A 23,569-nucleotide genomic window follows, 5' to 3' on the forward strand; every position below is an offset into this window, starting at 1 on the left:
AGCACCGTCCCGGAGGTCATCGATGTCTTCACCCGCATCCGCGCCCGCCCCTGCCCCCGTCGACAAGTCCCAGGTCGGCATCGGTGAACGGCAGTTCCACATCGCCGTCGCCCCCGGGGAGGTCTCATCCGTCGCCCTGCTGCCCGGCGACCCGTTCCGCGTGCCGTTCGTCGCCGAGTTCCTCACCGATGTTCGAGAGGTGGCGCACAACCGCGAGCATCGCACGATGACCGGCTGGTACAAGGGCCGCCACATCACCGCCACCTCCACCGGCATGGGCTGTCCGTCGACTGCGATCGCCGTCGAAGAGCTCGCCCGCGTGGGTGTGACGTCGTTCATCCGTGTCGGCAGCTCGGCCGGACTCCAGCCCCGGATCGAGCCCGGTGACCTGCTCGTGAGCGAGGGAAGCTACCGCAACGACGGCACCACCTCCGCGTACGTCCCCGTCGGCTTCCCCGCAGTCCCCGACATCGAGCTCACCCTGGCACTCGCCCGCCACTCCGCGCGCATCGCCGAGGACGCCGGCACCCGCTCGTTCTCCGGTATCAGCGTGAGCGACGACGCGTTCTACGCCGAAACACCGGAGTGGATCGATCAGCTGCACCGCATGGGCATCTTGAACGTCGAGATGGAGGCATCCGCTCTCTTCGTCGTCGCCCGCCTCCGCGGGCTCCGCGCCGGGATGGTGTGCGCCTGTTCGAGCAACCTCGTGGCGGGCGCCTCCCTGTACGACGAGAAGAACGGCGCGCTGAAGGACGGGTGGATGCGCAGCATCGAGGCCGCCCTCGAGACCGCCGTCGAGCTGGAGCTGTGACATGACACGGACCATCATCGAGAACGCCTATGTCGCCACCGTCGACGCCGCCGGGACGGAGCATGCGTCCGGTCACGTGATCTTCGAGGACGGCGTGATCTCGGCCGTCGGGAACGGCCCGGCGCCTGCAGAACTGCGGGCGGGAGCCGACATCGTGGACGGCACCGGATGCCTCGTCACCCCCGGTCTCATCAACACCCACCACCACCTCTACCAGTGGCTCACCCGCGGGTACGCGCAGGACGCGATCCTCTTCGACTGGCTCACGGCGCTGTACCCGCTGTGGTCGCAGATCGACGCGCGCCTGACCGGCATCGGCGCGGCAGGCGGGATGGCGGTGCTCGCCCGCTCGGGGTGCACCACCGTCGGCGACCACCACTACATCTTCCCGAAGGGGTCGGGCGACATCGTCGGAGCGATCGTCGCGGCGGGCTCGCGGGTCGGGGTGCGGCTGCACGCGACGCGCGGCTCGATGGACCTCGGCGCCTCCCAGGGCGGATTGCCGCCGGATTTCGCGGTCGAGACGACGGATGCCGCGTTGGCCGCGTCGCAGGAAGCCGTGGAGCGGTGGCACGACCCGGCGTTCGGATCGATGGTGCACGTGGCGATCGCCCCGTGCTCGCCGTTCTCGGTCACCGCCGATCTGCTGCGCGAATCAGCGCCGCTCGCCCGGTCGCTCGGGGTGCGCCTGCACACCCATGCGTCCGAGACCGTCGAGGAGGACGCCTACTGCCTGGAACGTTTCGGCTCCTCGCCCACCGAGTACCTCGAGTCGCTCGGCTGGCTCGGGCCGGACGTGTGGATGGCGCACTGCGTGCACCTCGATGACACCGCCATCGCCCGCTACGCCGCGACCGGCACAGGCGTCGCCCACTGCCCCTCGTCGAACGCCCGACTGGCCTCGGGCATCGCACCGGTGCGCGACATGCTGAGGGCAGGGGTGCCCGTCGGGCTGGGCGTGGACGGGTCGGCGTCGAACGAGTCGGGGCAGCTCGGCATCGAGATCCGCGAAGCCGTGCTCATGGGTCGCCTCCGCACCGGCGCCGACTCGTTCTCGGTGCGGACGGGCCTGCGCATCGCGACCATGGGCGGTGCGCGCGTCCTGGGTCGCGAGGCGGAGATCGGCTCGCTCGAGCCCGGCAAACTCGCCGACATCGCCGTCTGGCGGGTCGACGGCGTCGAGCACGCCGGCATCCTCGACCCGGTCGCCGCCCTCGGGCTCGGCGCGATGCCTCCGCTGCGCCGTCTGTACGTCGGCGGGCGCGCGATCGTCGAGGACGGCACCCTTGTCACGGTCGAGGCGCAGGTCGTCGCGGCCGAGGTCGCCGCCGCCTCTCGCGAGCTCGCCGAGCGCCTCTGACGCGGCTCGTCCGTCCCGAACTTCTGCAGAGCCGATAGCCCCGGCGGGATCGGCCGCAGGAATCCGGGCCACCGGCGCCCTGCCGGAGGACGTGTGCAGAAGATGAGGACGCCCGTCGCCGCATAACGGCGAAACACCCGTGAAACCGGGGTTTGATTGACTGACCCGAGCCGACCGGAGGAGGTGCTGTGGACGTCGAGACCGTGACGAGCTACCGCACCGCGCGCAGCCGCGCCGACCTCGCGCTCGGCCCCGGAGAGGTCTATCTCGCCGGCGGCACCTGGCTGATGAGCGAGCCCCAGGTCGGCACGACCGGGTTCGTCGACCTGACCACGATGGGATGGCCCGACATCGAGGTCACCGCTCACGGGCTCCGCATCGGCGCCACGTGCACGATCGCCCGGCTCGTCGCCTGGGCGGAGAGCGCGGAGGTGCCGGCGGGGTGGACCGCGGCATCGGTCATCCCCGACGCCGCGAACGCCCTGCACGCCTCGTTCAAGATCTGGAACACCGCCACCGTCGGGGGCAACCTGGGCCGCGCCTACTCGGCCGGCGCGCTCGTCTCGTACGCCGCCGCGCTCGACGGCGTCGCCTGGATCTGGAGACCCGACGGCACCGATCGCCGCATGCCGGTCGCCGACCTGATGACGGGCAACGGCACGCACTCGCTCGCCCACGGCGAAGTCGTCCGTGCCGTCGAACTGCCGGCGGCCGCCCTGCGATCCCGCTTGATCCTGCGGAAGATCGCCCTCGCCGAGCTCGGTCGCTCCGGCGCCGTCGTCACGGGACGCGTCGACGAGGACGGCGGCGCCGTCTTCACGGTCTCGGCGGCGACCCTCACACCGACCGTCTTCCGGTTCGAGGCGGTTCCGGATGCCGCGACCCTTGCCGATGCCGTCGCCGCAGCGCCCGACTACTACACCGACCCCCTCGGCTCGGCGGATTGGCGGCGTGGGGTGAGCATCGTGCTGGCGGAGCGGATCCGGGGCGAGCTGGTGCCGCCGGTCACGACCGCATCGGAGGCGGTGGCATGAGACTCGATGTCAACGGCGAGACCCTCGACACTGACCCGCGGGCGGGGCAGTGCCTGCGCACCCTGCTGCGGGAGCACGGCCATCACGAGGTGAAGAAGGGCTGCGACGCGGGCGACTGCGGCGCGTGCACCGTTCTGCTCGACGGGCAGCCGGTGCATTCGTGCATCGTGCCCGCCGTGCGCGCGGAGGGGTCGTCGGTCACGACGGCGTCGGGGCTCGCCCCGGACGACACTCTGCACCCGGTGCAGGAGAAGCTCATCGAGCACTTCGGCTTCCAGTGCGGCTTCTGCACCGCCGGCATGAGCGTCACCGCCTCGACGCTCACGGCGGCCGATCTACCCGACCTCGACCGGCGCATGAAGGGCAGCCTGTGCCGCTGCACCGGCTACCGCCCCATCCGCGCCGCGATCGAGGAGTCCGTGCTCGGGCCGGTGCGGACGACGGGGCGGGGCGAGGTCGACCCCGTCGTCGGCCGCTCGGTCTCGCCCGAGGCCGCCCGCCGCGTGGTCCAGGGCCTCGAGCCGTACACCTTCGACACGTCGATTCCGGGAACACTGACGCTGCGGGTGCTGGGCTCACCGCATCCGCACGCCCGCATCGCGTCGATCGACACGTCGGCGGCACGGGCGCTGCCCGGAGTCGTCGCCGTGTACACCCACGAGGACGTGCCGGGTGGCCGCTACTCGACGGCTCGCCACGAGCACCGCGAGGACGACCCCGACGACACGCGCATGCTCGACGAGGTGGTGCGCTTCGTCGGCCAGCGCGTCGCCGCGGTCGTGGCCGAGACCGCGGCCGTGGCGGAAGAGGCGTGCCGGCTCATCCGGGTCTCGTACGACGTGCTCCCGGCGGTGTTCGACCCCGAGGAGGCCCGCAGCGCCGGCGCCCCGCTCGTGCACCCCGACCGCACCCCCGACGACCGGGTCGCCGCGTCCGAGCGCAACGTCGTCGCGGCCCTGCACGACGGATTCGGCGGCGACATCCACGCGGCGCTGGCGGCGAGCGAGGTCACCGTGACGGGCACATGGCAGACGTCACGCGTCTCGCACGCGCAGCTCGAGACGCACGGATCGCTCGGCTGGCTCGACGACGACGGGCGCCTCGTGATCCGCTCCAGCACGCAGGTGCCGTTCCTCACGCGCGACGAGATCGCGCGCATCTTCGACCTCCCCGCAGACCGCGTCCGCGTCTTCGCGCCACGCGTCGGCGGCGGCTTCGGGGGCAAGCAGGAGATCTTCACCGAAGACCTCGTCGCCCTCGCCGTGCTGCGCACGGGCCGTCCGGTGTCCTATGAATTCTCGCGGGCCGACGAGTTCCGGCGCGCGTCGGTGCGCCACCCCATGCGGGTGTCGGTGACGCTCGGGGCCACCCGCAAGGGCGAGCTCACGGCGATGAAGGTCGATGTGCTGAGCGACACCGGCGCCTACGGCAACCACGCGATCGGCGTGCTGTTCCACGGCTGCGCGGAGTCGATCACGCTGTATCGAGCGCCGACGAAGTGGATCGACGCCGAGGCCGTCTACACGAACAACGTGCCGTCGGGCGCCTTCCGGGGGTACGGCCTCGGTCAGGTGATCCTCGGGGTGGAGTCGGCGATGGACATGCTCGCCGAGCGGCTCGACATCGACCCGTTCGCGCTCCGTCGCCTCAACGCCGTCCGCGAGGGCGACCCCCTGCATGAGGAGGACGACAAGTACGAGGAGGACCTGGTCTGGGGCAGTTACGGGCTCGATCAGTGCCTCGATCTCGCAGAGTCCGCGCTGCGGACCGGCAACGGCGTCGCGGCCCCCGCCGGCTGGCAGGTCGGCGAGGGGATGGCCGTCGCCATGATCGCCACGATGGCGCCTCGCGGGCACATCGCGCACACGTCGGTCACCCTCCGCCCCGACGGTGTGTACGTGCTCTCGGTGGGGACGGCCGAGTTCGGCAACGGCACATCGACGGTGCACCGCCAGATCGCGGCCACCGTGCTGCGGGCGGGGTTCGATCGGCTGCGGCTGCGCAGTTCCGACACGGATGCCGTGGCCCACGACACCGGAGCGTTCGCGTCGGCCGGCATCACGGTGGCGGGCAAGGCACTGCACGCGGCATCGCTCGCGCTGGAGGCGAGGATGCGTCGCATCGCCGCCGAGATCACGGGGGCGGAGGAATCCGCGTGCCGTCTCGAGGAGGACGGCGTGCACACCCCGAACGGCGTCGTCGACTTCGCGCGCATCGTCGCGGCCGCACCCGAGGCCGAGCGTTCCGAGCACGGGCTCGTCGCGACCGGGAGCGAATTCGGCGATCTGCGGTCGATCGCATTCAACGTGCATGCGGTGCGGGTGGCCGTCGACGCCGCGACCGGCACCGTGCGCATCCTGCAGTCGGTGCAGTCGGCCGATGCCGGCTTCGTCATGAATCCGGCGCAGTGCATCGGTCAGATCGAGGGCGGTGCCGCGCAGGGCATCGGGAGCGCGCTCTACGAAGAGGTCATGATGGATGCCGGAACCGTCGTGAACCCGATGTTCCGGCAGTACCGCGTGCCGCAGTTCGCCGACGTCCCCGCGACCGAGGTGTACTTCGCCGACACGAGCGACGACCTCGGTCCGTTCGGTGCGAAGTCGATGAGCGAATCGCCCTACAACCCGGTCGCGCCGGCGATCGGGAACGCGATCGCGCGTGCCCTCGGGCGGCGACCGTTCGAGCAGCCGTTCTCGCGCGACCGGGTGTGGCGCCTGATGCAGGGCTGAGCCCGGAGCGCGTCAGGGCCTCTGCTTCACGACGAGCAGCCGGTACGGCCGGCCGTCCTGTGACCACCACCGGTGCGCCACCCCGCCGGCGTAGTAGGCCGAGTCCGAGGGCGACAGCACCGAGACCGCCCCGTCGACCTCCATGCACACCGACCCTGACAGCACGTAGACGAACTCGTCCTCATCGTGCGCGAAGCTGTCGCCGGGGTCGACGTTCTCGGCGTGGTACTCCATCGGGTGGAACGGCCGCCGCGCTCCCGCGAGCATCCGCGCCGTCCCCACGGCGAAATCGGCCGACAGCGCGCCGTCGCCTCGGCGGTGCACCTCCACGGCAGGGCCGCCGGATGCCGGGGCATCCGCGGCGGCGATGAGTTCGATCGGGCTCGTTCCGAGCGCCACGGCGATGCGCCGCAGCGACGCGAGGCTCGGCTGCGCGAGACCGCGCTCGAGCTGACTCAGGAACGGGTGGGAGAGCTCGGTGGCCGACGCGAGCCGCACGAGCGTGAGCCTGCGCGCCTGGCGGAGGCGGCGGATGTGGGCGCCCAGACGCCGGGCCGCAGCATCCGTCCCGTGCTCGTCGCCGTCCACCCGACGGGCGCCGGGTGCGGCGATGGAGGGCACCTACACGCCCTTCTGCGAGTGCATCCCCATACGAGCGAGCACGACGTCCTCCACGATCTGGATGACGTTGTAGAGGATGAGCGAGACCGCGGTCACCGCGACGACGGAGGCCCACAGGGCGGTGAACTGCGCCTGTGGCACGAATCCACCGATCGAGCCGCCGATGCCGCCACCGACGGCGAGCCACTCGGCCAGGAGCGCTCCGGTGATCGCGCCGGGAACCGAGATGCGGACGGCGGCGAAGAACGCGGGCAGCGACGAGGGCATCGCGACCTTGTTGAGCTTCGTCCAGGCGCCGCCGCCGTAGACGTCGACGAGGTCGTTCATCTGCGCCGACGCCGAGCGGAGGCCGAACGAGATGTTCACGAGCGCCGGGAAGAGCACGACGATGCCGCCGATGACCGCGACCGTCCAGATGTCGCGCCCGAAGATCATGATGATCACGGGCGCCATGGCGATCAGCGGAACCGACCGCAGCAGCATCGCGACCGGCATCAGTGCGTGCTCGACGCCCTTGTTCAGCTGGAAGATCATCGCCCCGACGATCGCGACCACGAGCCCGGAGATGAAGCCGATCACCGAGTGGCCGAGCGTGACTCCGAGGTTGCCCATGATGAGCGCGCGGTTGGTCTCGGCCGCGGGCACGGTGAAGAAGTAGTTCCAGACGTCGACGGGGCCCTTGGCGATCAGCGGCGAGATCTGGAAGACCCAGAGGATGCCGACCCACAGCGCGACGACGGCCACGAGGGTGAGCAGGAAGGTCAGCAGGCTCCAGCCGAGAGCCCGCAGGACGTTCCGCGTCGCCGCGCGGCGGACATCACGGGTGAGGTCGGCTACAGCGGGCGAGGCCAGCTGGATCTCGCTTGCAGCGGTGAGCGTGGTCATGAGGCGCTCCCCTTCGACCAGGGCGCGATGAGCCGCGCGACGATTCCGACGAGTGTGAAGCCGAGAAGGGCGACGGCGCCGCTGGAGAGGGCGAGGGCCCAGACCAGCGGCCCGTTCGAGTTCTGCTGGGCGAGGGTCATCGCCAGGCCCACGCCCGACTCGATCTTGCCGAAGAACTCGCCGAGCACGGCGCCCAGGAAGGCGGCGGGTACGGCGATCTGCAGAGCGTTCAGGATGGCGGGGAGAGCGGCGATCAGGCGCACCTTGATCAGCTGGGTGAACTTCGATCCGCCGTACACCGTGATCAGGTCGAGGCTCGACGTGTCGGCGGACTTGAGGCCCAGCAGGGCGCCGACGACCGTCGTGAAGAAGACCGACAGCGAGGCGAGCAGCACGGCGGTGCCGCTCGGCTGCCCGGCCGTCGGCGGCGCGATCACGATGACCGCCAGCATCCCGATCGCGACGATCGGCACGCAGTACGTGATGATCGCGAGCTGCATCGCGAGGCCCTCCAGCCGCGGCACCACCAGGACGAGCGCAGCGAGCACAAGGGCGAGTCCGTTGCCCCACAGGTAGCCGATGCCGGCCTCGGCGAGCGTGACCGAGAAGTTGCGGGCGAAGTAGTCCCACCCGGCCTCGCCGAATGCGATCACGACTTGGAACGGCGTCGGGATGGCCTGCGCACCCGACGGGCCGACGTTGGCGAAGACGGTCGCGGCGAGGATCCACCACAGCAGGATCAGGACGACCCCGCCGATCACACCGGTCGCCCACGCGGGAAGCTTGACGTCCTCCCAGTGGATCGTGCCCGTCTTGGGCGGCGGCTCGGTGGGTCCCGTTCCCGTCGCCCGGCTCGCCGGGGCGGTCTCAGTGGTCATCGGCGGCAGCGCCCCCGGCGCCGAAGAGCAGCTCTGACGCCTGGTCGACGTAGGCATGGAACTCGGGGGTGCGCATCATCTCGGGCGTCCGCGGACGCGGGAGGTCGATCTTCATGACCTCCTTGACCCGCCCGGGACGCGGGCTCATCACCGCGACGTAGTCCGAGAGGAAGATCGCCTCCGAGATGCCGTGGGTCACCAGGAGCGTGGTCGCCGGCTTCTCGGTCCAGATGCGCAGCAGCTCGAGGTTCAGCTTCTGCCGCGTCATGTCGTCGAGCGCGCCGAACGGCTCGTCGAACAGGAGCACCTCGGGCTTGAGGATGAGCGATCGGGCGATCGACACGCGCTGCCGCATGCCGCCCGAGAGCTGCGCGGGCTTCGCCTTCTCGAACCCCTTCAGGCCGACGAGCGAGATCATGTCGTTGACGTACCCCTTGTCGACGGTCTTGCCGGCGATCTCGAAAGGCAGACGGATGTTCGTGAGCACACTCCGCCACGGCAGCAGCGCGGAATCCTGGAAGGCGATGCCGAGCTTGTTCTCCTTGCGGAGCTCCTTCGGGCTCTTGCCGTCGACCCTGGTGGTCCCGCTGGTGGCGCCCTCGAGGCCCGCGAGGATCCGCAGGATGGTCGACTTGCCGCAACCGGACGGTCCGAGCAGGGCGAGGAAGGACCCCTGCTCGGTGTGGAGGTTCGCGTCCTGCAGAGCGACCACACTCTTGCGGCCGGACGTGAAGACCTTGTTGAGCCCGGAGATCTGCAGGCCGGTGCCCAGGGCTTCGCCCTGGGCACCGGTGGAGACTCCGGTGATCACACCGGGTTGCGTCATGATGTCTGCGGCTCCTCTTACTTCTTGTAGGCGATCAGGTCGGGGTTCTCCTCGTAGACCGCCGTCAGCAGCGACATGTCGAAGAGGTCGGAGGCCTCGAGCGTGATGCCCGCGCCCTTGAGGCTCTTGATCGTCGCGGCCTGGAGGTCGTCCGAGATCGTGAAGAGTCCGTTCTCGGCGGTCTCGTCCGAGACGACGAGCTTCTCGGCCTGCTCCTTGGCGCCGGCGATCGAGTTCTCGAGGTTCAGGTCGAGGTCCTTGCCGTAGGTCTCGACGGCCAGCTTGGCGCCCGCCTCCGGGTCGTTGACCGCGTCGGTCCAGCCCTGGATCTCGGCCTTCAGGAACGCCTTGAGCACGTCGGGCTTGTTCTTGATCATGTCGTCGGTCGTGGTGACCGTCTCGGCGACGAACGGCAGGCCGTTGTCGGCGAAAGGCAGGTTCGTCGTCTCGACACCCGACGCGGCGACGGTGATCGCCTCGTTCGTGAGGTAGGCGATGAATCCGTCGACCTCGCCGTTGATGAGCGGCGCCGGGTCGTACTGCACGGGGACGATGGTGACTTCGGACTCGTCGATGTCGTTCGCGGCGAGCAGCGCCTTGAAGAGGGCGGTGTTGGAGTCCTGGACGCCGATCTTCTTGCCGATGAGGTCCTGCGCGGTGGCGATGTCGCCGCCGGCCTTGAGCGAGAGCACCGTGAACGGGTTCTTCTGGTACGTCGTGCCGATGATCTTCAGCGGCGCGCCCTCCGACGACACGACGGAGCCGATCGAGACGGCATCCGACAGCGCGACATCGGCGCTCCCCGAGATGAGCTCGGCGGCGCCGGTCGACGGACCGGGCGTCAGGGTGACCGTGCCGAGGCCGGCGTCGGTGTAGTAGCCCTTCGAGTCGGCGAAGAACTCGCCGGAGAACTCTTCGTTCTTGATCCAGCTGAGCTGCACCTTGAGGTCGCCGAGTCCGGCGGCGGCACCGTCGGACGACGACGATGCGGGCGTGCTCGACGCGCCGGATGCGCACCCGGCGAGGGCGACCGCCGCGACGGCGGCACCGGCGAGGGCGGCGACGACGCGCGATGCGCGGCGAGAGGAAAGGAATGTCATGTGCGGTGTCTCCAGGGGCGAAGTGGGGCATGCCGTGTGACGGAATGCGGATGGTGCATCGGGTGGATGGAGTCGCGCGCCTGTGGGACTCGGCGAGACGCGATGATGCCGACGCTATGCGATGTAGATTTCACGAACACTGGCGGTGGTGTTTCGGCGTCGTTACATATGTCGGGGCCCGCGGGCGACGACGAGCGAGCGGATGCCGCGGCTCAGCGCGACTCGTGAGCCAGGTGCAGCACGGCCTCGCCGAAGGCACGGAGCCCGGCCGCGACATCCCCGCCGCTCACGAACTCGTCGGGGTGATGGCTGATGCCGTCGGGATTGCGGAGGAAGAGCATCCCGACGTCAGCGATCGCGCCGATCGCCATGCCGTCGTGACCCGCTCGACTGAAGATCACCGCGGGGTCGTCCGCGCCCACGGGACGGGTGGCCATGATGCCCTGGCGGATGACGTCCTGCAGGAGCGGGCTGCAGAGCACCGCCGGCGCGCTGTGCACCTCGTGCGCACGCCACCGGAGCCCGCGGCGGCCCATGATGTCGTCGAGCTCGTGCGAGATGCGATCCCAGACGCGGTCGCGCTCGCCGTCGAACTCTCCGCGCAGGTCGAGCGAGAAGCGCGTTTCGCCCGGCACGATGTTGACGGCGCCGGGGAAGGCCTCGAACTGACCGACCGTGCCGATGATGTGGTGCTCGCCGCGGCAGATGCGCTCCACGCTGAGAGCCGCCTCGCTGGCCCCGAGGAGCGCATCGCGGCGCATGTCGTAGGGCGTGCCGCCGGCGTGGCGCGCCTCGCCCTCGACGACCAGCTGGAATCGGCGTGCGCTCGCGATCGACGACACCACGGCGAGGGACTCTCCACGGCGGTCGAGCTCGGGTCCCTGCTCGATGTGCGCCTCGAGGTAGCCGATCAGCTCGTCCGGCCGCCGCGCCGCTTCGCCCACGCGTCCGGGGTCGAGCCCGAACTCGAGGAACGCCTGCCGCAGGCTCGTGCCGTCGCCGTCCTCCAGCGCCCACCACTCGTCGTTCCAGCTGCCCGCGACCGCCGACGAGCCGAGCAGCGCCTTGCCGAAGCGGGTGCCCTCCTCATCCGAGAACGCGACGACCTCGAGCGCGAACGGCAGCCGCCAGTCCGGGTCGGCGAGGGCGGCGTGCCGCATCATGCGCACCACCTCGATCGCCATCAGCACGCCGACGATCCCGTCGAAGCGGCCGGCATCGGGGACGGTGTCGAGGTGCGAGCCGAGCATCAGCGCCGGCAGGTCGTCGGGCCCGGAGCGTCCGACCTGGTTGCCCGCGGCGTCCTGCCACGTGCGCATCCCCACCTCGCGCATCCACTCCGCCGCCAGCCGATTCACCCTGGCGTGCTCGGGTGAGAGGTAGACGCGCTCGATGTGGCCGCGTTCCGCGGTGACGAGAGCGAGTTCGTCGCAGCGCGCCATCACGCGTCGCGCCGACCTGGCGACGTCGTCGGGAGTGAGTCGGAGGAGTGTCGGCACGATCACCGTCCGGAGGAGGCGTATATGTCCATTGCGGCATCCACTCCCCCACCGACGGGAACGGATGCTCCGGCACGCCGGAGCACGGCCTCGAACGACGCGAGCGTCTGCAGGACGGCGTCGGTGCGCGCGTTGTAGCCCATCGTGCCCAGACGCCAGACCTTGCCGTGCAGCGGTCCGAACGACGTGCCGATCTCGATGCCGAAATCGAGGAGCATCGAGGAGCGCACCTCGTCGCCGACCACGGTGGAGGGGATCTCCACCGCGACGACATTGCTCATCTTGTGCCCGAGGTCGCCGAAGACGGTCAGCCCGAGGCCCTGCACGCCGGCCAGCATCGCGGCGCCCTGCACACGGTGGCGTTCGATGACCTCGGCGCGGCCCTCCTCGAGCAGGATGCGCGCGCACTCGCGCGCGCCGTAGAGCATCGTCGTCGCCTCGGTGTGGTGGTTGAGGCGCCGAGGGCCCCAGTAGTCCAGGATCATGCCGAGGTCGAAGTAGTTCGATCGGACGAAGTCGGGCGCATCCTCGTCGCCGGGCTCGCGGATGCCCGCCTCGATCTTCTTGCGCGACCGGATCACCTCGACGGCGCGGGGCGAGAGGGTGATCGGCGCTGAACCGGACGGACCGTTCAGGCACTTCTGCAGACCGGCGGTCGCCGCGTCCAGCCCCCACCCGTCGGCTTCGAACTCGTTGCCGCCGAGGGACGCCGTCGCGTCGGAGTAGAACAGCACGCCGTGCTTCGCGCAGATCGCACCGATGTCCTCGAGCGGCTGGAGCATGGTCGTGGACGTGTCGCCCTGCACCATCGCGAGAAGGGTGGGTTTGACGCGCAGGATGGCCTCTTCGACGACGGACGTCGGGAACACCTGGCCCCACGGCACCTCGATCGTGTGCACCTCGGCCATGGCCCGCTCGGCGATCTCGGCGAGCAGGTGCCCGAACCGCCCGAACACGGGCACGAGCACCTTCTCGCCGGGCCGGACCAGCGAGACGATGGCGGCCTCGATGCCGGCGCGGGAAGTGCCGTCGACGAGCACGGTGGCTTCGTTGCCGGTGGCCCAGACATCGCGATAGAGCTGCTGGGTCTCATTCATGCAGTCGGTCATCGCCGGGTCGTACTGCCCGACGAGCTGCGCCGACATGGCCCGCAGCACACGCGGGTCGGCGTTGATCGGCCCCGGGCCCATGAGCAGGCGTGCGGGCGGGTCGATCGGGCCGGGAAGAGGGTGCGGGTCGGTCATGAAGGGTCCTTCGCGGGGGTGGTGCGGGTCACGGGGTGTGCGATGTGAGGGGTCGAGCGGATCATGCGCGGGCCACCGCATCCGCCAGACGCCGCGCGAGCCGCACGAGCGCGATGTCGGTGCCCGCGCGCGACACCAGGCACACGCCGACCGGCGCGGACCCGAGGTTCGAGGGGACGGTCAGGAGCGGCGCTGAGATGCTGGGCAGCCCGCCGATCGCCGCCGGCGTGGTCATGCGCAGCGTCGCCTGCCGCACATCGTCGACCCGCGCGCCGACCGAGGTGCGCATCGGCGCGGGCCCCGGCACGGTCGGCAGCAGCAGCACCGCGTTCGCCACCACACCCTGCACGCGCTTCTTCAGCTCCGTCAGGACGGTGCGGGCCGCAGCCTCCTGCGCGGGCGTGATCGTGGCGGCCAGCCGGAAGCGCTCCGCGACGGCCGGGCCGAGAGCGCCCGGATGCTCGCGCACCCAGTCGCGGTTGTTGCGCCACGCCTCGGCTGCCTGCACGGTGCGGAACGGCTCGTACCATTCCCCGAGATCGCCGAGAGAGACGGATGCCACGGGTGGGGCATCCGTGCCCTGCTGCAGCTTCCCGACCAGCGCCTCGAACGCGGCGCGCGTGTCGGGCTCGACCGCGTCGAGGATCTCGTCGGGGATGAGGAAGCTCCACGGCAGCTCTTCGCCCGACTCGCCGAGCACGCTCTCGGTGGAGTCCGATCCGTCATAGCTGAGGCACCAGTCGACGACCCGCTGCAGGGTCTCGCCATCGCGGGTGAGCCAGCCGATGGTGTCGAACGACTGCGCGAGGGGCAGCAGGCCCTGGCGGGGGACGAGACCGTGGGTCGTGCGCAGGCCCCACAGCCCCTGGTACGAAGCGGGGACCCGGATCGAGCCCGCCGTGTCGGTCGCGAGCCCGATCTCGGCCTGGCCGGTGGCGACCGCGGACGCGGGTCCGCTGGAGGAGCCGCCCGGGAGCGCTCCCGGCACGGCGCCGTTCGGAGGGGTTCCGTAGTGCGCGTTGTCGCCGGCGATCGAGTACGCGAACTCGTCCGTACGTGCGATGCCCCGCAGCGACGCCCCGCCCTGGAGCAGATCGGTGATCGCCGGCGCCGAGGTCTTCTCTGCGCGCGCGTCGTCGAGGAACGTCGGATTGCCGGCGCCGATGCGGTACCCGCGGATGGCGAAGAGGTCTTTCACCGCCACGGTCAGTCCGCGCAGCGGCCCCTCCCACGCTCCCTGCCAGAGGGGATCGCCGACGGTGCGCCACACCGATCGGTCGAGCGCCTGCGCGCGGGGGGTGACGTGCGCGGCGGTGATCAGCCAGCGCCCGTCGATGCGTTCCCAGAGCTGGGTCTGCAGGCCCGTCCCGCCGCCGGCGTAGCGCGAGACCGACACGATGAGCGAAGCATCCGCCCCCAACGGCCGGTGCTCGACCCTCGTGATCGTCCGCGGCGGCACTCCCCCGCGCACCCCGCGGAATGCGCTGATCGCGTCGTGTCCGACGAGCAGCCCCGCGCCGTCACCGCGCATCGTGCCCGTTCCCGGCGCGAACGCGGCGTCCAGCGCGTCGAGGTCGTTCGCCATGATCGCGCTCTCGTACGCCTCGAACGCACGGCGGAGGTCGTCGGGCAGCGCCGGGTCGTCGACGGACGCCTCGGCAGCAGCCTCACTCATCGAGAACCACCCCCGGCGGCGTCCGGCGATCCGGCGCAGTTCCGCCCGCGCCGCCGAACCTGCCCCCGCCCGCCACGCCCGCGAAGTCCGCCTCGCGGATGCGCGCGTGCACGCCGCACACGATGTCGACCACCTGCGAGATGTCGAAATCGGTCGCGGCGCTCAGGTAGGCGTACGCGAGGTGCTCCTGCATGCCCCAGCGCGCCTCGATGAGAGACAGGGCCGCGCGGACGCAGCGGCGCATCGCCTCGTTGAGGTCGGGATCGAGACCCGTCGGCACGAGGTACTCCGGCGTGCGCACGAGGGGTCCGCCCACCTCGCCGAACTCGGCGAGCGCCTCCGCGCGCGGCACCACGTCGAAGCGCAGGGTCGCCCGCAGCGACGCCTCCAGCGCCGTGAGCGCCACCTCGCCGTCGCCCTGCGCGAAATGCGGATCGCCCACGTAGGCGAGCGCCCCCTCGACCTGCACCGGCAGGTAGAGGACGGTGCCCACGACGAGCAGGTTGATGTCGATGTTGCCGCCGTGGGCGCCGGGCGGCACCGAGTGCGGGCGCTCGTCGGACGCGACGGCGACCCCCATGGTGCCGAGGAACGGCGCGAGCGGGAACCGCACGACCCGCTCCCCGCCCTCGGTGACCGGAAGGGCGCCGACCAGGCCGTCGCCGTCGCGCTGCACGGGTGCGAACACGCTCACGGTGCCCGGCGTGCGCGGGAGCGAGCCGGCGAGCGCGCCTTTGCCGTGGCGGTTCGAGATGACCCCGTACGGCACCCGCAGGTCGAGCCGCTCGACCGTGATCTTCAGCAGGTCACCGGGCTGCGCGCCCACGACGAACACGGGTCCGGTGACGACGTGCGGTCCGTCCGCCGCGGGGTCCCGCGACAGCGTCGCGGCGATCTCGATCGCGTCCTCCAGCACGGATGCCTCGGGCACGCCGTGTCCGGTGAAGTAGGCCAGCGGGTCCTTGCCCTGGTCCTCGAGCACGCCCTCGTGGCTGACGGTGTCGATCGTGACCGTCTGACCCGACGCGATGCGCAGGACCGCGGCATCCGTCGCACAGGGCAGTCGCCCCCACATGACCGTGTCGGGCGAGGCGGCGAGGTAGTGCTCGCCGGGGATCGGACCCCGGCCGGGCTGGAGGATCTCGAGGTCGGTCGCCATGGCTCCATCCAACTGCATCGGCGCGGCGACGTCGGCCGAGGAGACGGCCGTCACGCCTGCACTCCGGCCGGGGCGGTCAGCAGGCGGCCGCGGGCCTGGCGGAACTCCGGAGCCTCGCCCGCGCCCCCCTCGGTGACGTTGAAGACCGACTGGCCACGCAGCCACGTGCGGCGCACGCGCCCGGTGAGGAGCCGGTGGTCGTACGCCGTGATCGGGTTGCGGTGCAGCAGCGCCTTCGCGTCGATGAGCAGGGGGTCGTCGACGCCGAACACGGTGAGGTGACCGGGTGCCCCCTCGGCGATGACGCCGACGTCGGGCATGCCGGCGACGCGCGCCGGGCCGGTGGTGAACAGCGGCACGAGGGCTTCGAGCGGGATGCCGCGGCCACGCGCTTCGGTCCACACGGCCGAGAGCCCCAGCTGCAGGCCGGCGATGCCGCCCCACGCCAGACCGAAATCGCCGCCGCCCGAGCGCTTCAGGTCGACGGTGCTCGGAGAGTGGTCGCTCACGATGGCGTCGATCGTGCCATCCCGCAGCCCGTCCCACAGCAGATCGCGGTTGCCGGAGTCCCTGATGGGCGGGCAGCACTTGAATTCGCTGGCGCCGTCGGGGATCTCCTCGGCGATGATCGTCAGGTAGTGCGGACACGTCTCGACCGTGAGGCGCACTCCTTGCGCTTTCGCGGCCCGGATCGCCGGAAGCGACCCCGCATCGCTGAGGTGAAGGATATGGGCGCGCGCGCCGGTGCGACGGGCTTCGGTGATGACGGCGTTGATGGCGGATGCCTCGCTGGCCGGCGGCCGCGACTGGAGGAAGGCCTCGTACTCGCGGCCGAGGGCTCCGTGCTCGTGGAGGAGCGCGGGGTCTTCGGCGTGCACGATCAGCCGGGAGTCGATCGCGGCGATCTCCTCCATCGCCGCGGCGAGCTGCGCGCGGTCGAGGTGGCCGAATTCGTCGACCCCCGACGGCGCCAGGAAGCACTTGAAGCCGTAGACGCCCGCCTCGGCCAGCGGACCGAGCATGCCGAGGTTCTCGGGAACGGCACCGCCCCAGAAGCCGACGTCGACGAAGGCGGAGGGCGCGGCCGCGGCCCGCTTGATCTCGAGGGCGTCCACCGTGGTCGTCGGTGGGATCGAGTTGAGCGGCATGTCGACGATGGTGGTGACGCCCCCGGCGGAGGCGGCCAGCGTCGCCGAACGGAACCCCTCCCACTCGGTGCGGCCGGGTTCGTTGACGTGCACGTGCGAGTCCACGAGGCCGGGGAGCAGCACGGCATCGTCGGGCACCATGACGGTCGCGGCGCCTCTGACGCGGCCGCGCACCTCCAGGACGTCGATGATGCCGCCGTCTTCCACGACCACCGCCGCGGGCTGGAACACCCCGTCCACGAACGCGCGTCCTGACCGGACGACGAAACGCTCCTCGCGCATCAGTTCTCTTCTCTCTCGCCTGAGTCCACCTTCCCCCATCCGGCGTGCCGGCGGGATGCGCTCACGTTTCCCCCGCGTAAAAGCTCGAGCCGTGCCCGCACGGAGAAGGCGGTGGAGGTCTCGTCAGCGCAGGACGGGCGTGCGCGACGGCGGGGTCGCGTACTCGTCGCGCTTGCTGGTGCCGACGCCCATGCGGCTCATCCCCGACGCCAACCCCACCGCGGCCGCCACCCCGTCGACGACCGGCACACCCACACGGGCGGTCAGAGTCGTGCAGAGGTCGGCCATGCCCGCGCACCCGAGCACGATGACGTCCGCGCCCCGATCGGCGACGGCCTCCGCGCAGAGGCCGGCGATCGTCTCGTACGCGGCCGATCCGGTGTCCTCGAGGTCGAGGACCGGAATGCCCGACCCCGTCATGGAGACGCAGGCCTCGGCCATCCCGTACCGCGCCACCAGGTCCTTCGCCCGCCCGAGGGTGCGCGAGAGGGTCGTGACGACGGCGAAGGACCGGCCGGAGATCGAGGCCACGTGCATCGCGGCCTCGGCGATCCCGATCACGGGCACATCGACGAGCTCGCGCGCGGCGTCCAGGCCGGGGTCTCCGAAGCAGGCGACCACATAGGCGTCGCTGCCGCCGTCCCGGAGGTCCTTGTCGATGAGGTCGACGACGGCGACGGCCGCGAAGACTTCGTCGAAGTGGGACTCGATCGCCGACGGACCCTCGTCGGGGCACACCGCGACGATCTCGATCCCGGGCCCCGCCACCTCCCGGGCGGCGGCCGCGATCTTCGCGGTCATCGCCCGGGAGGTGTTGGGGTTGATGAGGGTGATCCTCATCCGTGGGTGTCGTTCTTCGCAGCCTGCACGGGAACCTCGGCCGAGATGGCCGGCGGCTCCGCGCTCGCCGTCGCCGCGGCCCCGTCCAGCGTGCCGTCGGAGATGCCCTCCGCCAGGCCGGCCAGGGTGGGCACCCGTGGATCGGCCCGCTCGAACAGGATGAAGAGCATGTAGCCGAGCCCGCAGCCGATGAACCACGTGAAGTTGCCGATCCACGAGACGTCGATTCCGCCCATGTCGGCGATCAGCTTCGGGAAGATCGCCAGGACGATCGTCGGGATGCCGCCCCACAGCAGCGCCTTGACCGCGTTCGGGTTGTAGCCCTTCTTGTACCAGTAGGAGCCCTCGGTCGACATGGTGAACATGTCGTCGACCTTGATGCGCTGGTGCGCCGAGACGTAGTAGCCGGCGATCAGGATGCCGAAGAGCGGTCCGATCATCGCGCCCAGAACACCGAGGGTGTAGTGGATGGCGGTGGGGTTGGAGTACCAGTTCCACGGCAGCAGGATGACGGATCCGACGGCGGCGATCATGCCGCCCATGCGCCAGCTGATCTTGTGCGGGGCGACGTTGGAGAAGTCGAACGCGGGCGAGATGAAGTTGGCCACGATGTTGATGCCGACCGTGGCGATCACGAAGGTGAGTCCACCGAGCAGGATCGCGAACCACGTGTCGATGCGCTCCACGGTGTGGATGGGATCGGTGATCAGCTCACCGAACACGGGTACCGTCGCCGAGGCGGTGACCACGACGAGGATCGAGAAGAACAGGAAGTTGATCGGGAGTCCCAGGAAGTTGCCGCGCCTGACCGCCGCGAAGGACTTCCCGTAGCGCGCGAAGTCGCCGAAGTTGAGCATCGGACCCGAGAAGTAGGACACGACGATCGCGATCGCGGTGATCATGACCGGAATGGACGCCCAGAAGTCGAGCGGCTCCCCCTCGGACAGGTCGAAGCTGATGTTCGCCCAGCCCGCCTGCGACACGAGATAGACCGCCAGCACGATCATCACGACGTAGACGGCGGGGCCGGCGAAGTCGATGAAGCGCCGGATCGCCTCCATGCCGTTCCAGAACAGCGCCGCCTGGGCGACCCACAGCACCGCGTACGAGATCCAGCCGAGCGCGCTCAGCCCGAGGAAGCTGTAGTCGAGCAGGTCTGCGCTGCCCGGGATGAACTTGAGGAAGACGATGTTCAGCGCCAGCGACGCGAGATACGTCTGCACGCCGTACCAGGCGACCGCGATCAGGCCGCGGATGATGGCGGGGATGTTCGCCCCGCGGATGCCGAAGATCGCCCGGTTCACGACGGGGTAGGGCACCCCGGTCTTCTGGCTCGGCTTCGCGACGAGATTGGTGAAGTACAGCACGATGAGGATGCCGATCAGGAGCGACAGCAGCACCTGCCAGCTCGCGATGCCGAGCGCGAAGAGGCTGCCGGCGGTCACGTAGCCGCCGACCGAGTGCACGTCCGACATCCAGAACGCGAAGATGTTGTAGGAGGTCCACTTCTGCTTGCGCAGCGGAGCGAGATCCTCGTTCGCGAGACGGATGTCGTATTCGGGCTTCATGTTGCCGCCCCCGGTGGGGTGGCCGGCCGCCTCGACGATGTCGTGCGGCTTGGTCATGGGTGCGGCGGTCGCCGCCCCGTCTTTGAGCGTCATGGACAGACCTTCCAGGTGGGGAGGGCATGGGGATGCCCGGGTCATGGATGACCACGACGTGGGGTCCGCGGCCTGGTGGTGCTGATGTGAAGTTATTGCTTCACGGGACGCCGCAGGTTTCTGCCCTGTAACGCTCGTGTGAAGTTGCTCCTTCATTACAGAGCTCTCATCTCGGCATCCCGGCCCGCCTCGCGCGGAGCCCCGGGCGTGCGGTGCGGCCGGGACGAGGAGGCCGCATCGGAGCGCCGGATAGGATGCAGGGCATGTCGGACCGTGCCGCCACCTTTCCCGTCGACGGCGCCGCCGTGGATGCGACGGCGGCGGATTCGAACGCCGATGTCGGCCCGCGCCTGCGCGACCTCCGCAAGCAGCAGGGCTTCTCCGCCCGGCAACTGGCCGACGCCCTCGGCATCTCGCCCAGCGCGGTGTCGCAGATCGAGCGCGGCGTCCTGCGGCCGAGCGTGTCGCGGCTGATCGCGATCACCGATGCCCTCGACGTCCCGCTCGCCGCCGTCTTCGACACGCGGATCGACATCGTCCGCGAGATCGGCGCGACCGCGGGCGGTTTCACACTGCAGCGCGCCGACCACGCCACCGGCGTGCTGCTCGACACGGGGGTGACCTTCCGCCGGCTCGCGCCGGGCCGCACCCCCGGCGTCGACTATTTCGAGTCGATGTATCCCGTCGGCAGCACCGCGCACGCCGACAACGAGCTCTTCCGCCACGACGGCTACGAGGTCGGCACCATGGTCTCGGGCGAGCTGACGATCGACTTCGACGACGAGCGCGTGATCCTGCGGCCCGGCGACTCCATCAGCTACCCCTGCTCGACCCCGCACCGCATCCACAACACCGGTGCCGTGGCCGCCGTCGCGCGATGGCTGATCGTCCATCCGGACCGCTGACCGCCCCGCTGTAATCCCGAGGAAACGCGGGGCCGCTAGCGTGTGCGCATGTCACCCGCAGGGACCCCGGCCGACACTCTCGCGCTCGGGGACTTCAACGACGCGGATGCCGCGGCTGCGGCATCCGTCGTCCGCGTGTGGGCCTCGATCCCCTGGTGGGTCGATGACGTCGTCGCGGGCCGGCCCTACGCCGACGTCGATGCGCTCGCCGCACGCGCGGCCGATCTCGCCGCCGGCTGGTCCCGCGCCGACCTGGACGCAGCGCTGGCCCACCACCCCCGGATCGGGCAGCGCCCGAGTGGCTCGGGGGCGGAGGCCGCGGCATCCGCGCGCGAACAGGCATCGATGAACGACGCGGACGCCTCGGTCGCCGACCGCATCGCGGCGGGGAACGCGGCCTACGAGGAGCGCTTCGGCAGGGTGTTCCTCATCCGCGCCGCCGGGCGCGGCCCCGATGAGATGCTCGCGGAGCTGGAACGCCGTCTGGCGAACGACGAGGAGGCCGAGGCCGACGAGGCGACCGGCCAACTCGCCGAGATCGCGCTGCTGCGCCTGCGGGCGGGCGTGACGGAAGGATGACACCATGACCAGTCACCTCACCACCCATGTCCTGGACGCCGTCTCGGGGAGTCCCGCCGCCGGCGTCGGGCTCGTCCTGGCCGAGGCATCCGGCTCGTCCGTCGTCGGCGAAGTGTCGGGCACGATCATCGCCCACGGTCGCACCGATGCCGACGGTCGCCTCGGCCTCGGTCCCGAGGTGCTGCCCGCCGGCGACTACAGCCTCACGTTCCTGACGGGCGAGTACTTCGCCGCGCAGGGGACCCCGACGTTCTACCCCTCGGTCACCGTGACGTTCACCGTCGACGCCACGGACGACGGATCGGTGCGGCACCACCACGTGCCGCTGCTGCTGAGTCCGTTCGCCTATTCCACCTACAGAGGGAGCTAGCAGTGGTGTCAGTCAGCCTGGGAGCAAACAAGTACGGCAAGGCCGAGAACCGCATCGTCAAGATCACCCGCGACGGGTCTGTGCACCACATCGAAGATCTGAACGTCTCGTCGCAGCTGCGCGGTGCCGCGCTCGTCGATTCGTACCTGGTGGGCGACAACGCCCTCGTGGTCGCGACCGACACCCAGAAGAACACGGCGTTCGCGTTCGCGAAGGAGCACGGCGTGGGCTCGCCGGAGGATTACCTGCTGCGCCTCGGACGTCACTTCGTGGACGGGTTCGACTGGATCGAGGGCGGGCTGTGGCAGGCCGAGCAGTACGCGTGGGACCGCATCGTCTCGGACGGGGCACCGCACGATCACTCCTTCGTGCGGTCCGGTCGTGCGACCCGGCTGGCGGCCGTGCAGATCATCGACGGCGCCACCCACGTCACCGGGGGGCTGAAGGACCTCACCGTGCTGAAGTCGTCGGGCAGCGAGTTCACGGGCTTCCCGCGGGACCGGTACACGACGCTCGTCGAGACCACCGATCGCATCATGGCCACCTCGGTGACCGGGCGGTGGCGCTATCTGCCCGAGGCCGTCGACGCCGGCATCGACTACAACGCGCTCTACACCGAGGTGTCGGCCGTGCTGCTGTCGACCTTCGCGACCGTCCACTCGCTCGCTCTGCAGCAGACCCTCTGGGAGATGGGCAAGGCGGCCATCGAGGCGCGACCGGAGATCGCGGAGGTCCGGTTCGCGATGCCGAACAAGCATCACTTCGCGTACGACATGGCGCCGTTCGGTCTCGAGAACGAGAACGAGGTGTTCTGGGCGGCCGATCGCCCCTACGGCCTGATCGAGGGCACGGTCATCCGCGACGGCGTGACGCCGGCTCCGGATGCCTGGGCCGACCTCCCCTCGTTCGTCTGAGCGGGCGGGGGCCCTGCTCCGGGAACCTCGGGAGTCGATTGCGGGATCAGGCCGCGGGCACCACCGGCCGCAGGGACGCCACGAACTCGAGCTTGTCGATCACGGCCGGCGGCATCACGAAGGGATAGAGATCGCGGCGGCCCATCGACCGGTTGATCATGTTGAGCGCCGTGGCCATCGGCATCCACACCTCGATGACCAGATCTCGGAAGCGACCGTCGCCGACCGCCCACAGCGACGGCACCAGACCGTAGGCGGCCGCGGTGTCGACCGTGTCGCTGATGTGCAGGAAGTGCGCCCACGTCTCGGCGAAATCCTCGTAGGGGTGCATCGTGGCGTAGTTCGAGATGTAGTTCTCGTGCCAGTTCGCCGGCGGCCCCTGCGAGTAGTGACGATCGATCGCCTCCTGGTAGTCCGCCCGGTCGTCTCCGAACAGCTCCCGGGCCCGCGCCTCGTGTTCGGTCCCCTCGACCAGCTGCCACTCGAAGTAGTGCCCGATCTCGTGCCGGAAGTGCCCGAGCATCGTGCGGTACGGCTCGTCGAGCTTGCTGCGGATGCGCTCGCGGTAGGAATCGTTCCCCTCCGCGAGGTCGATCGTGATCACGCCGTCGTCGTGGCCGATCGTGACGTTCTCGTGGCTGCTGGAGAGCAGATCGAAGCAGAGACCGCGCCCGGGGTCCTCCTCCCGGCCCACGACGGCGAGGTCGAGACGGTCGAGCTCGACGATGAGGTGGCGCTTGGCGCGCTCGGCGATCGGGAACGCCTCGATGCCGGGCAGGTCGGCGTCGTTCGGGCGCGTGCGGGTCAGTGAGCAGCTGAAGCACTGACCGCCCTGGAGCGGTGCCAGCCACGTGCAGCCCGACAGGTTGAGGTTGCGGCAGACGTGCCAGATCAGGCCCTGAGCATCGACGTAGCGACCCGCGAGGTCGACCGGCACGATCTCACGCTCGCCCCGCGAGTACCCCAGACCCGTCCCGCACGACACGCAGACCGAATTCTCGAAGTACAGCGGTGCGCTGCAGATGCGACAGGAATAAGCCTTCATT

General features: G+C 70.3%; 21 protein-coding genes. 8 read left to right on the forward strand and 13 right to left on the reverse strand.

Features of this window, described 5'->3' with window-relative positions:
* Positions 1 to 22: 22 nt before the first annotated feature.
* The 4 genes from ACFXOO_RS10280 to ACFXOO_RS10295 all read left to right on the forward strand — a co-directional run bounded on the left by ACFXOO_RS10280 (position 23) and on the right by ACFXOO_RS10295 (position 5,937).
* Positions 23 to 814 (forward strand): nucleoside phosphorylase, encoded by a 792-nt coding sequence (locus ACFXOO_RS10280; RefSeq protein WP_394563460.1) that lies wholly within the window; start codon positions 23 to 25, stop codon positions 812 to 814.
* 1 nt (position 815) lies between these two features.
* Positions 816 to 2,174: an 8-oxoguanine deaminase gene (locus tag ACFXOO_RS10285; protein ID WP_394563461.1), complete on the forward strand. Its 1,359-nt coding sequence runs from the start codon at positions 816 to 818 to the stop codon at positions 2,172 to 2,174.
* 188 nt (positions 2,175 to 2,362) lie between these two features.
* The gene (locus tag ACFXOO_RS10290) at positions 2,363 to 3,208 is read left to right on the forward strand and encodes an FAD binding domain-containing protein (RefSeq protein ID WP_394563462.1); all 846 of its coding nucleotides are present in this window, start codon (positions 2,363 to 2,365) and stop codon (positions 3,206 to 3,208) included.
* Positions 3,205 to 5,937 carry a molybdopterin-dependent oxidoreductase gene (locus ACFXOO_RS10295; protein WP_394563463.1) on the forward strand — a complete coding sequence of 911 codons (2,733 nt, stop codon included), beginning with the start codon at positions 3,205 to 3,207 and terminating at the stop codon, positions 5,935 to 5,937. Before ACFXOO_RS10290 ends, ACFXOO_RS10295 begins: the two co-directional genes overlap by 4 nt.
* Before the next feature lie 12 nt (positions 5,938 to 5,949).
* Here the strand turns inward: ACFXOO_RS10295 and ACFXOO_RS10300 are convergent, their stop codons facing one another.
* From ACFXOO_RS10300 to ACFXOO_RS10355, 12 genes are all read right to left on the reverse strand, one after another.
* A complete protein-coding gene (locus ACFXOO_RS10300; protein WP_394563464.1) occupies positions 5,950 to 6,558 on the reverse strand; it encodes a helix-turn-helix domain-containing protein in 609 nt (202 codons plus the stop codon).
* Positions 6,559 to 7,443, reverse strand: a complete 885-nt coding sequence (locus ACFXOO_RS10305) for an ABC transporter permease (RefSeq protein WP_378842427.1) — start codon at positions 7,441 to 7,443, stop codon at positions 6,559 to 6,561.
* A complete protein-coding gene (locus ACFXOO_RS10310) occupies positions 7,440 to 8,321 on the reverse strand; it encodes an ABC transporter permease (RefSeq protein ID WP_378842425.1) in 882 nt (293 codons plus the stop codon). The genes ACFXOO_RS10305 and ACFXOO_RS10310 overlap by 4 nt, the downstream gene beginning before the upstream one ends.
* Positions 8,311 to 9,147: an ABC transporter ATP-binding protein gene (locus tag ACFXOO_RS10315; protein ID WP_378842423.1), complete on the reverse strand. Its 837-nt coding sequence runs from the start codon at positions 9,145 to 9,147 to the stop codon at positions 8,311 to 8,313. Before ACFXOO_RS10315 ends, ACFXOO_RS10310 begins: the two co-directional genes overlap by 11 nt.
* Positions 9,148 to 9,164: 17 nt before the next feature.
* Complete coding sequence (locus ACFXOO_RS10320) at positions 9,165 to 10,247, reverse strand: ABC transporter substrate-binding protein (RefSeq protein WP_378842421.1); 1,083 nt, start codon at positions 10,245 to 10,247, stop codon at positions 9,165 to 9,167.
* A gap of 212 nt (positions 10,248 to 10,459) precedes the next feature.
* Positions 10,460 to 11,746 (reverse strand): allantoate amidohydrolase, encoded by a 1,287-nt coding sequence (locus ACFXOO_RS10325; protein WP_378842419.1) that lies wholly within the window; start codon positions 11,744 to 11,746, stop codon positions 10,460 to 10,462.
* A gap of 2 nt (positions 11,747 to 11,748) precedes the next feature.
* Positions 11,749 to 12,990, reverse strand: a complete 1,242-nt coding sequence (locus tag ACFXOO_RS10330; RefSeq protein ID WP_378842417.1) for a pyridoxal-phosphate-dependent aminotransferase family protein — start codon at positions 12,988 to 12,990, stop codon at positions 11,749 to 11,751.
* 61 nt (positions 12,991 to 13,051) lie between these two features.
* Positions 13,052 to 14,665, reverse strand: coding sequence for an AtzH-like domain-containing protein (locus ACFXOO_RS10335; protein WP_394563465.1), 1,614 nt, complete (start codon positions 14,663 to 14,665; stop codon positions 13,052 to 13,054).
* Positions 14,658 to 15,824 (reverse strand): acetamidase/formamidase family protein, encoded by a 1,167-nt coding sequence (locus ACFXOO_RS10340; protein WP_394563594.1) that lies wholly within the window; start codon positions 15,822 to 15,824, stop codon positions 14,658 to 14,660. The genes ACFXOO_RS10335 and ACFXOO_RS10340 overlap by 8 nt, the downstream gene beginning before the upstream one ends.
* A 50-nt stretch (positions 15,825 to 15,874) precedes the next feature.
* Positions 15,875 to 17,254 carry an allantoinase AllB gene (gene allB, locus ACFXOO_RS10345; RefSeq protein ID WP_394563466.1) on the reverse strand — a complete coding sequence of 460 codons (1,380 nt, stop codon included), beginning with the start codon at positions 17,252 to 17,254 and terminating at the stop codon, positions 15,875 to 15,877.
* Between the two features lie 123 nt (positions 17,255 to 17,377).
* Positions 17,378 to 18,094, reverse strand: a complete 717-nt coding sequence (locus tag ACFXOO_RS10350; protein WP_378852633.1) for an aspartate/glutamate racemase family protein — start codon at positions 18,092 to 18,094, stop codon at positions 17,378 to 17,380.
* Complete coding sequence (locus ACFXOO_RS10355; RefSeq protein WP_394563467.1) at positions 18,091 to 19,755, reverse strand: NCS1 family nucleobase:cation symporter-1; 1,665 nt, start codon at positions 19,753 to 19,755, stop codon at positions 18,091 to 18,093. Before ACFXOO_RS10355 ends, ACFXOO_RS10350 begins: the two co-directional genes overlap by 4 nt.
* A gap of 263 nt (positions 19,756 to 20,018) precedes the next feature.
* Between ACFXOO_RS10355 and ACFXOO_RS10360 the strand changes: the two genes are divergently transcribed.
* From ACFXOO_RS10360 to pucL, 4 genes are read left to right on the forward strand one after another with little or no spacing between them, the layout of a single operon-like run.
* Positions 20,019 to 20,660 (forward strand): helix-turn-helix domain-containing protein, encoded by a 642-nt coding sequence (locus tag ACFXOO_RS10360; RefSeq protein WP_378842407.1) that lies wholly within the window; start codon positions 20,019 to 20,021, stop codon positions 20,658 to 20,660.
* A 48-nt stretch (positions 20,661 to 20,708) separates the two neighbouring features.
* Positions 20,709 to 21,239 carry a 2-oxo-4-hydroxy-4-carboxy-5-ureidoimidazoline decarboxylase gene (gene uraD, locus ACFXOO_RS10365; protein WP_394563468.1) on the forward strand — a complete coding sequence of 177 codons (531 nt, stop codon included), beginning with the start codon at positions 20,709 to 20,711 and terminating at the stop codon, positions 21,237 to 21,239.
* Positions 21,240 to 21,243: 4 nt separating this feature from the next.
* A complete protein-coding gene (gene uraH / locus ACFXOO_RS10370; protein WP_378852629.1) occupies positions 21,244 to 21,609 on the forward strand; it encodes a hydroxyisourate hydrolase in 366 nt (121 codons plus the stop codon).
* 5 nt (positions 21,610 to 21,614) lie between these two features.
* Positions 21,615 to 22,523 (forward strand): factor-independent urate hydroxylase, encoded by a 909-nt coding sequence (gene pucL / locus ACFXOO_RS10375; RefSeq protein ID WP_378853348.1) that lies wholly within the window; start codon positions 21,615 to 21,617, stop codon positions 22,521 to 22,523.
* A gap of 46 nt (positions 22,524 to 22,569) precedes the next feature.
* Here the strand turns inward: pucL and ACFXOO_RS10380 are convergent, their stop codons facing one another.
* Positions 22,570 to 23,568 carry a putative zinc-binding metallopeptidase gene (locus ACFXOO_RS10380; protein WP_378842401.1) on the reverse strand — a complete coding sequence of 333 codons (999 nt, stop codon included), beginning with the start codon at positions 23,566 to 23,568 and terminating at the stop codon, positions 22,570 to 22,572.
* Position 23,569 lies beyond the last annotated feature (1 nt).

This window comes from Microbacterium sp. P03 (assembly GCF_043556235.1).
In the GTDB taxonomy this organism is placed as follows: domain Bacteria; phylum Actinomycetota; class Actinomycetes; order Actinomycetales; family Microbacteriaceae; genus Microbacterium.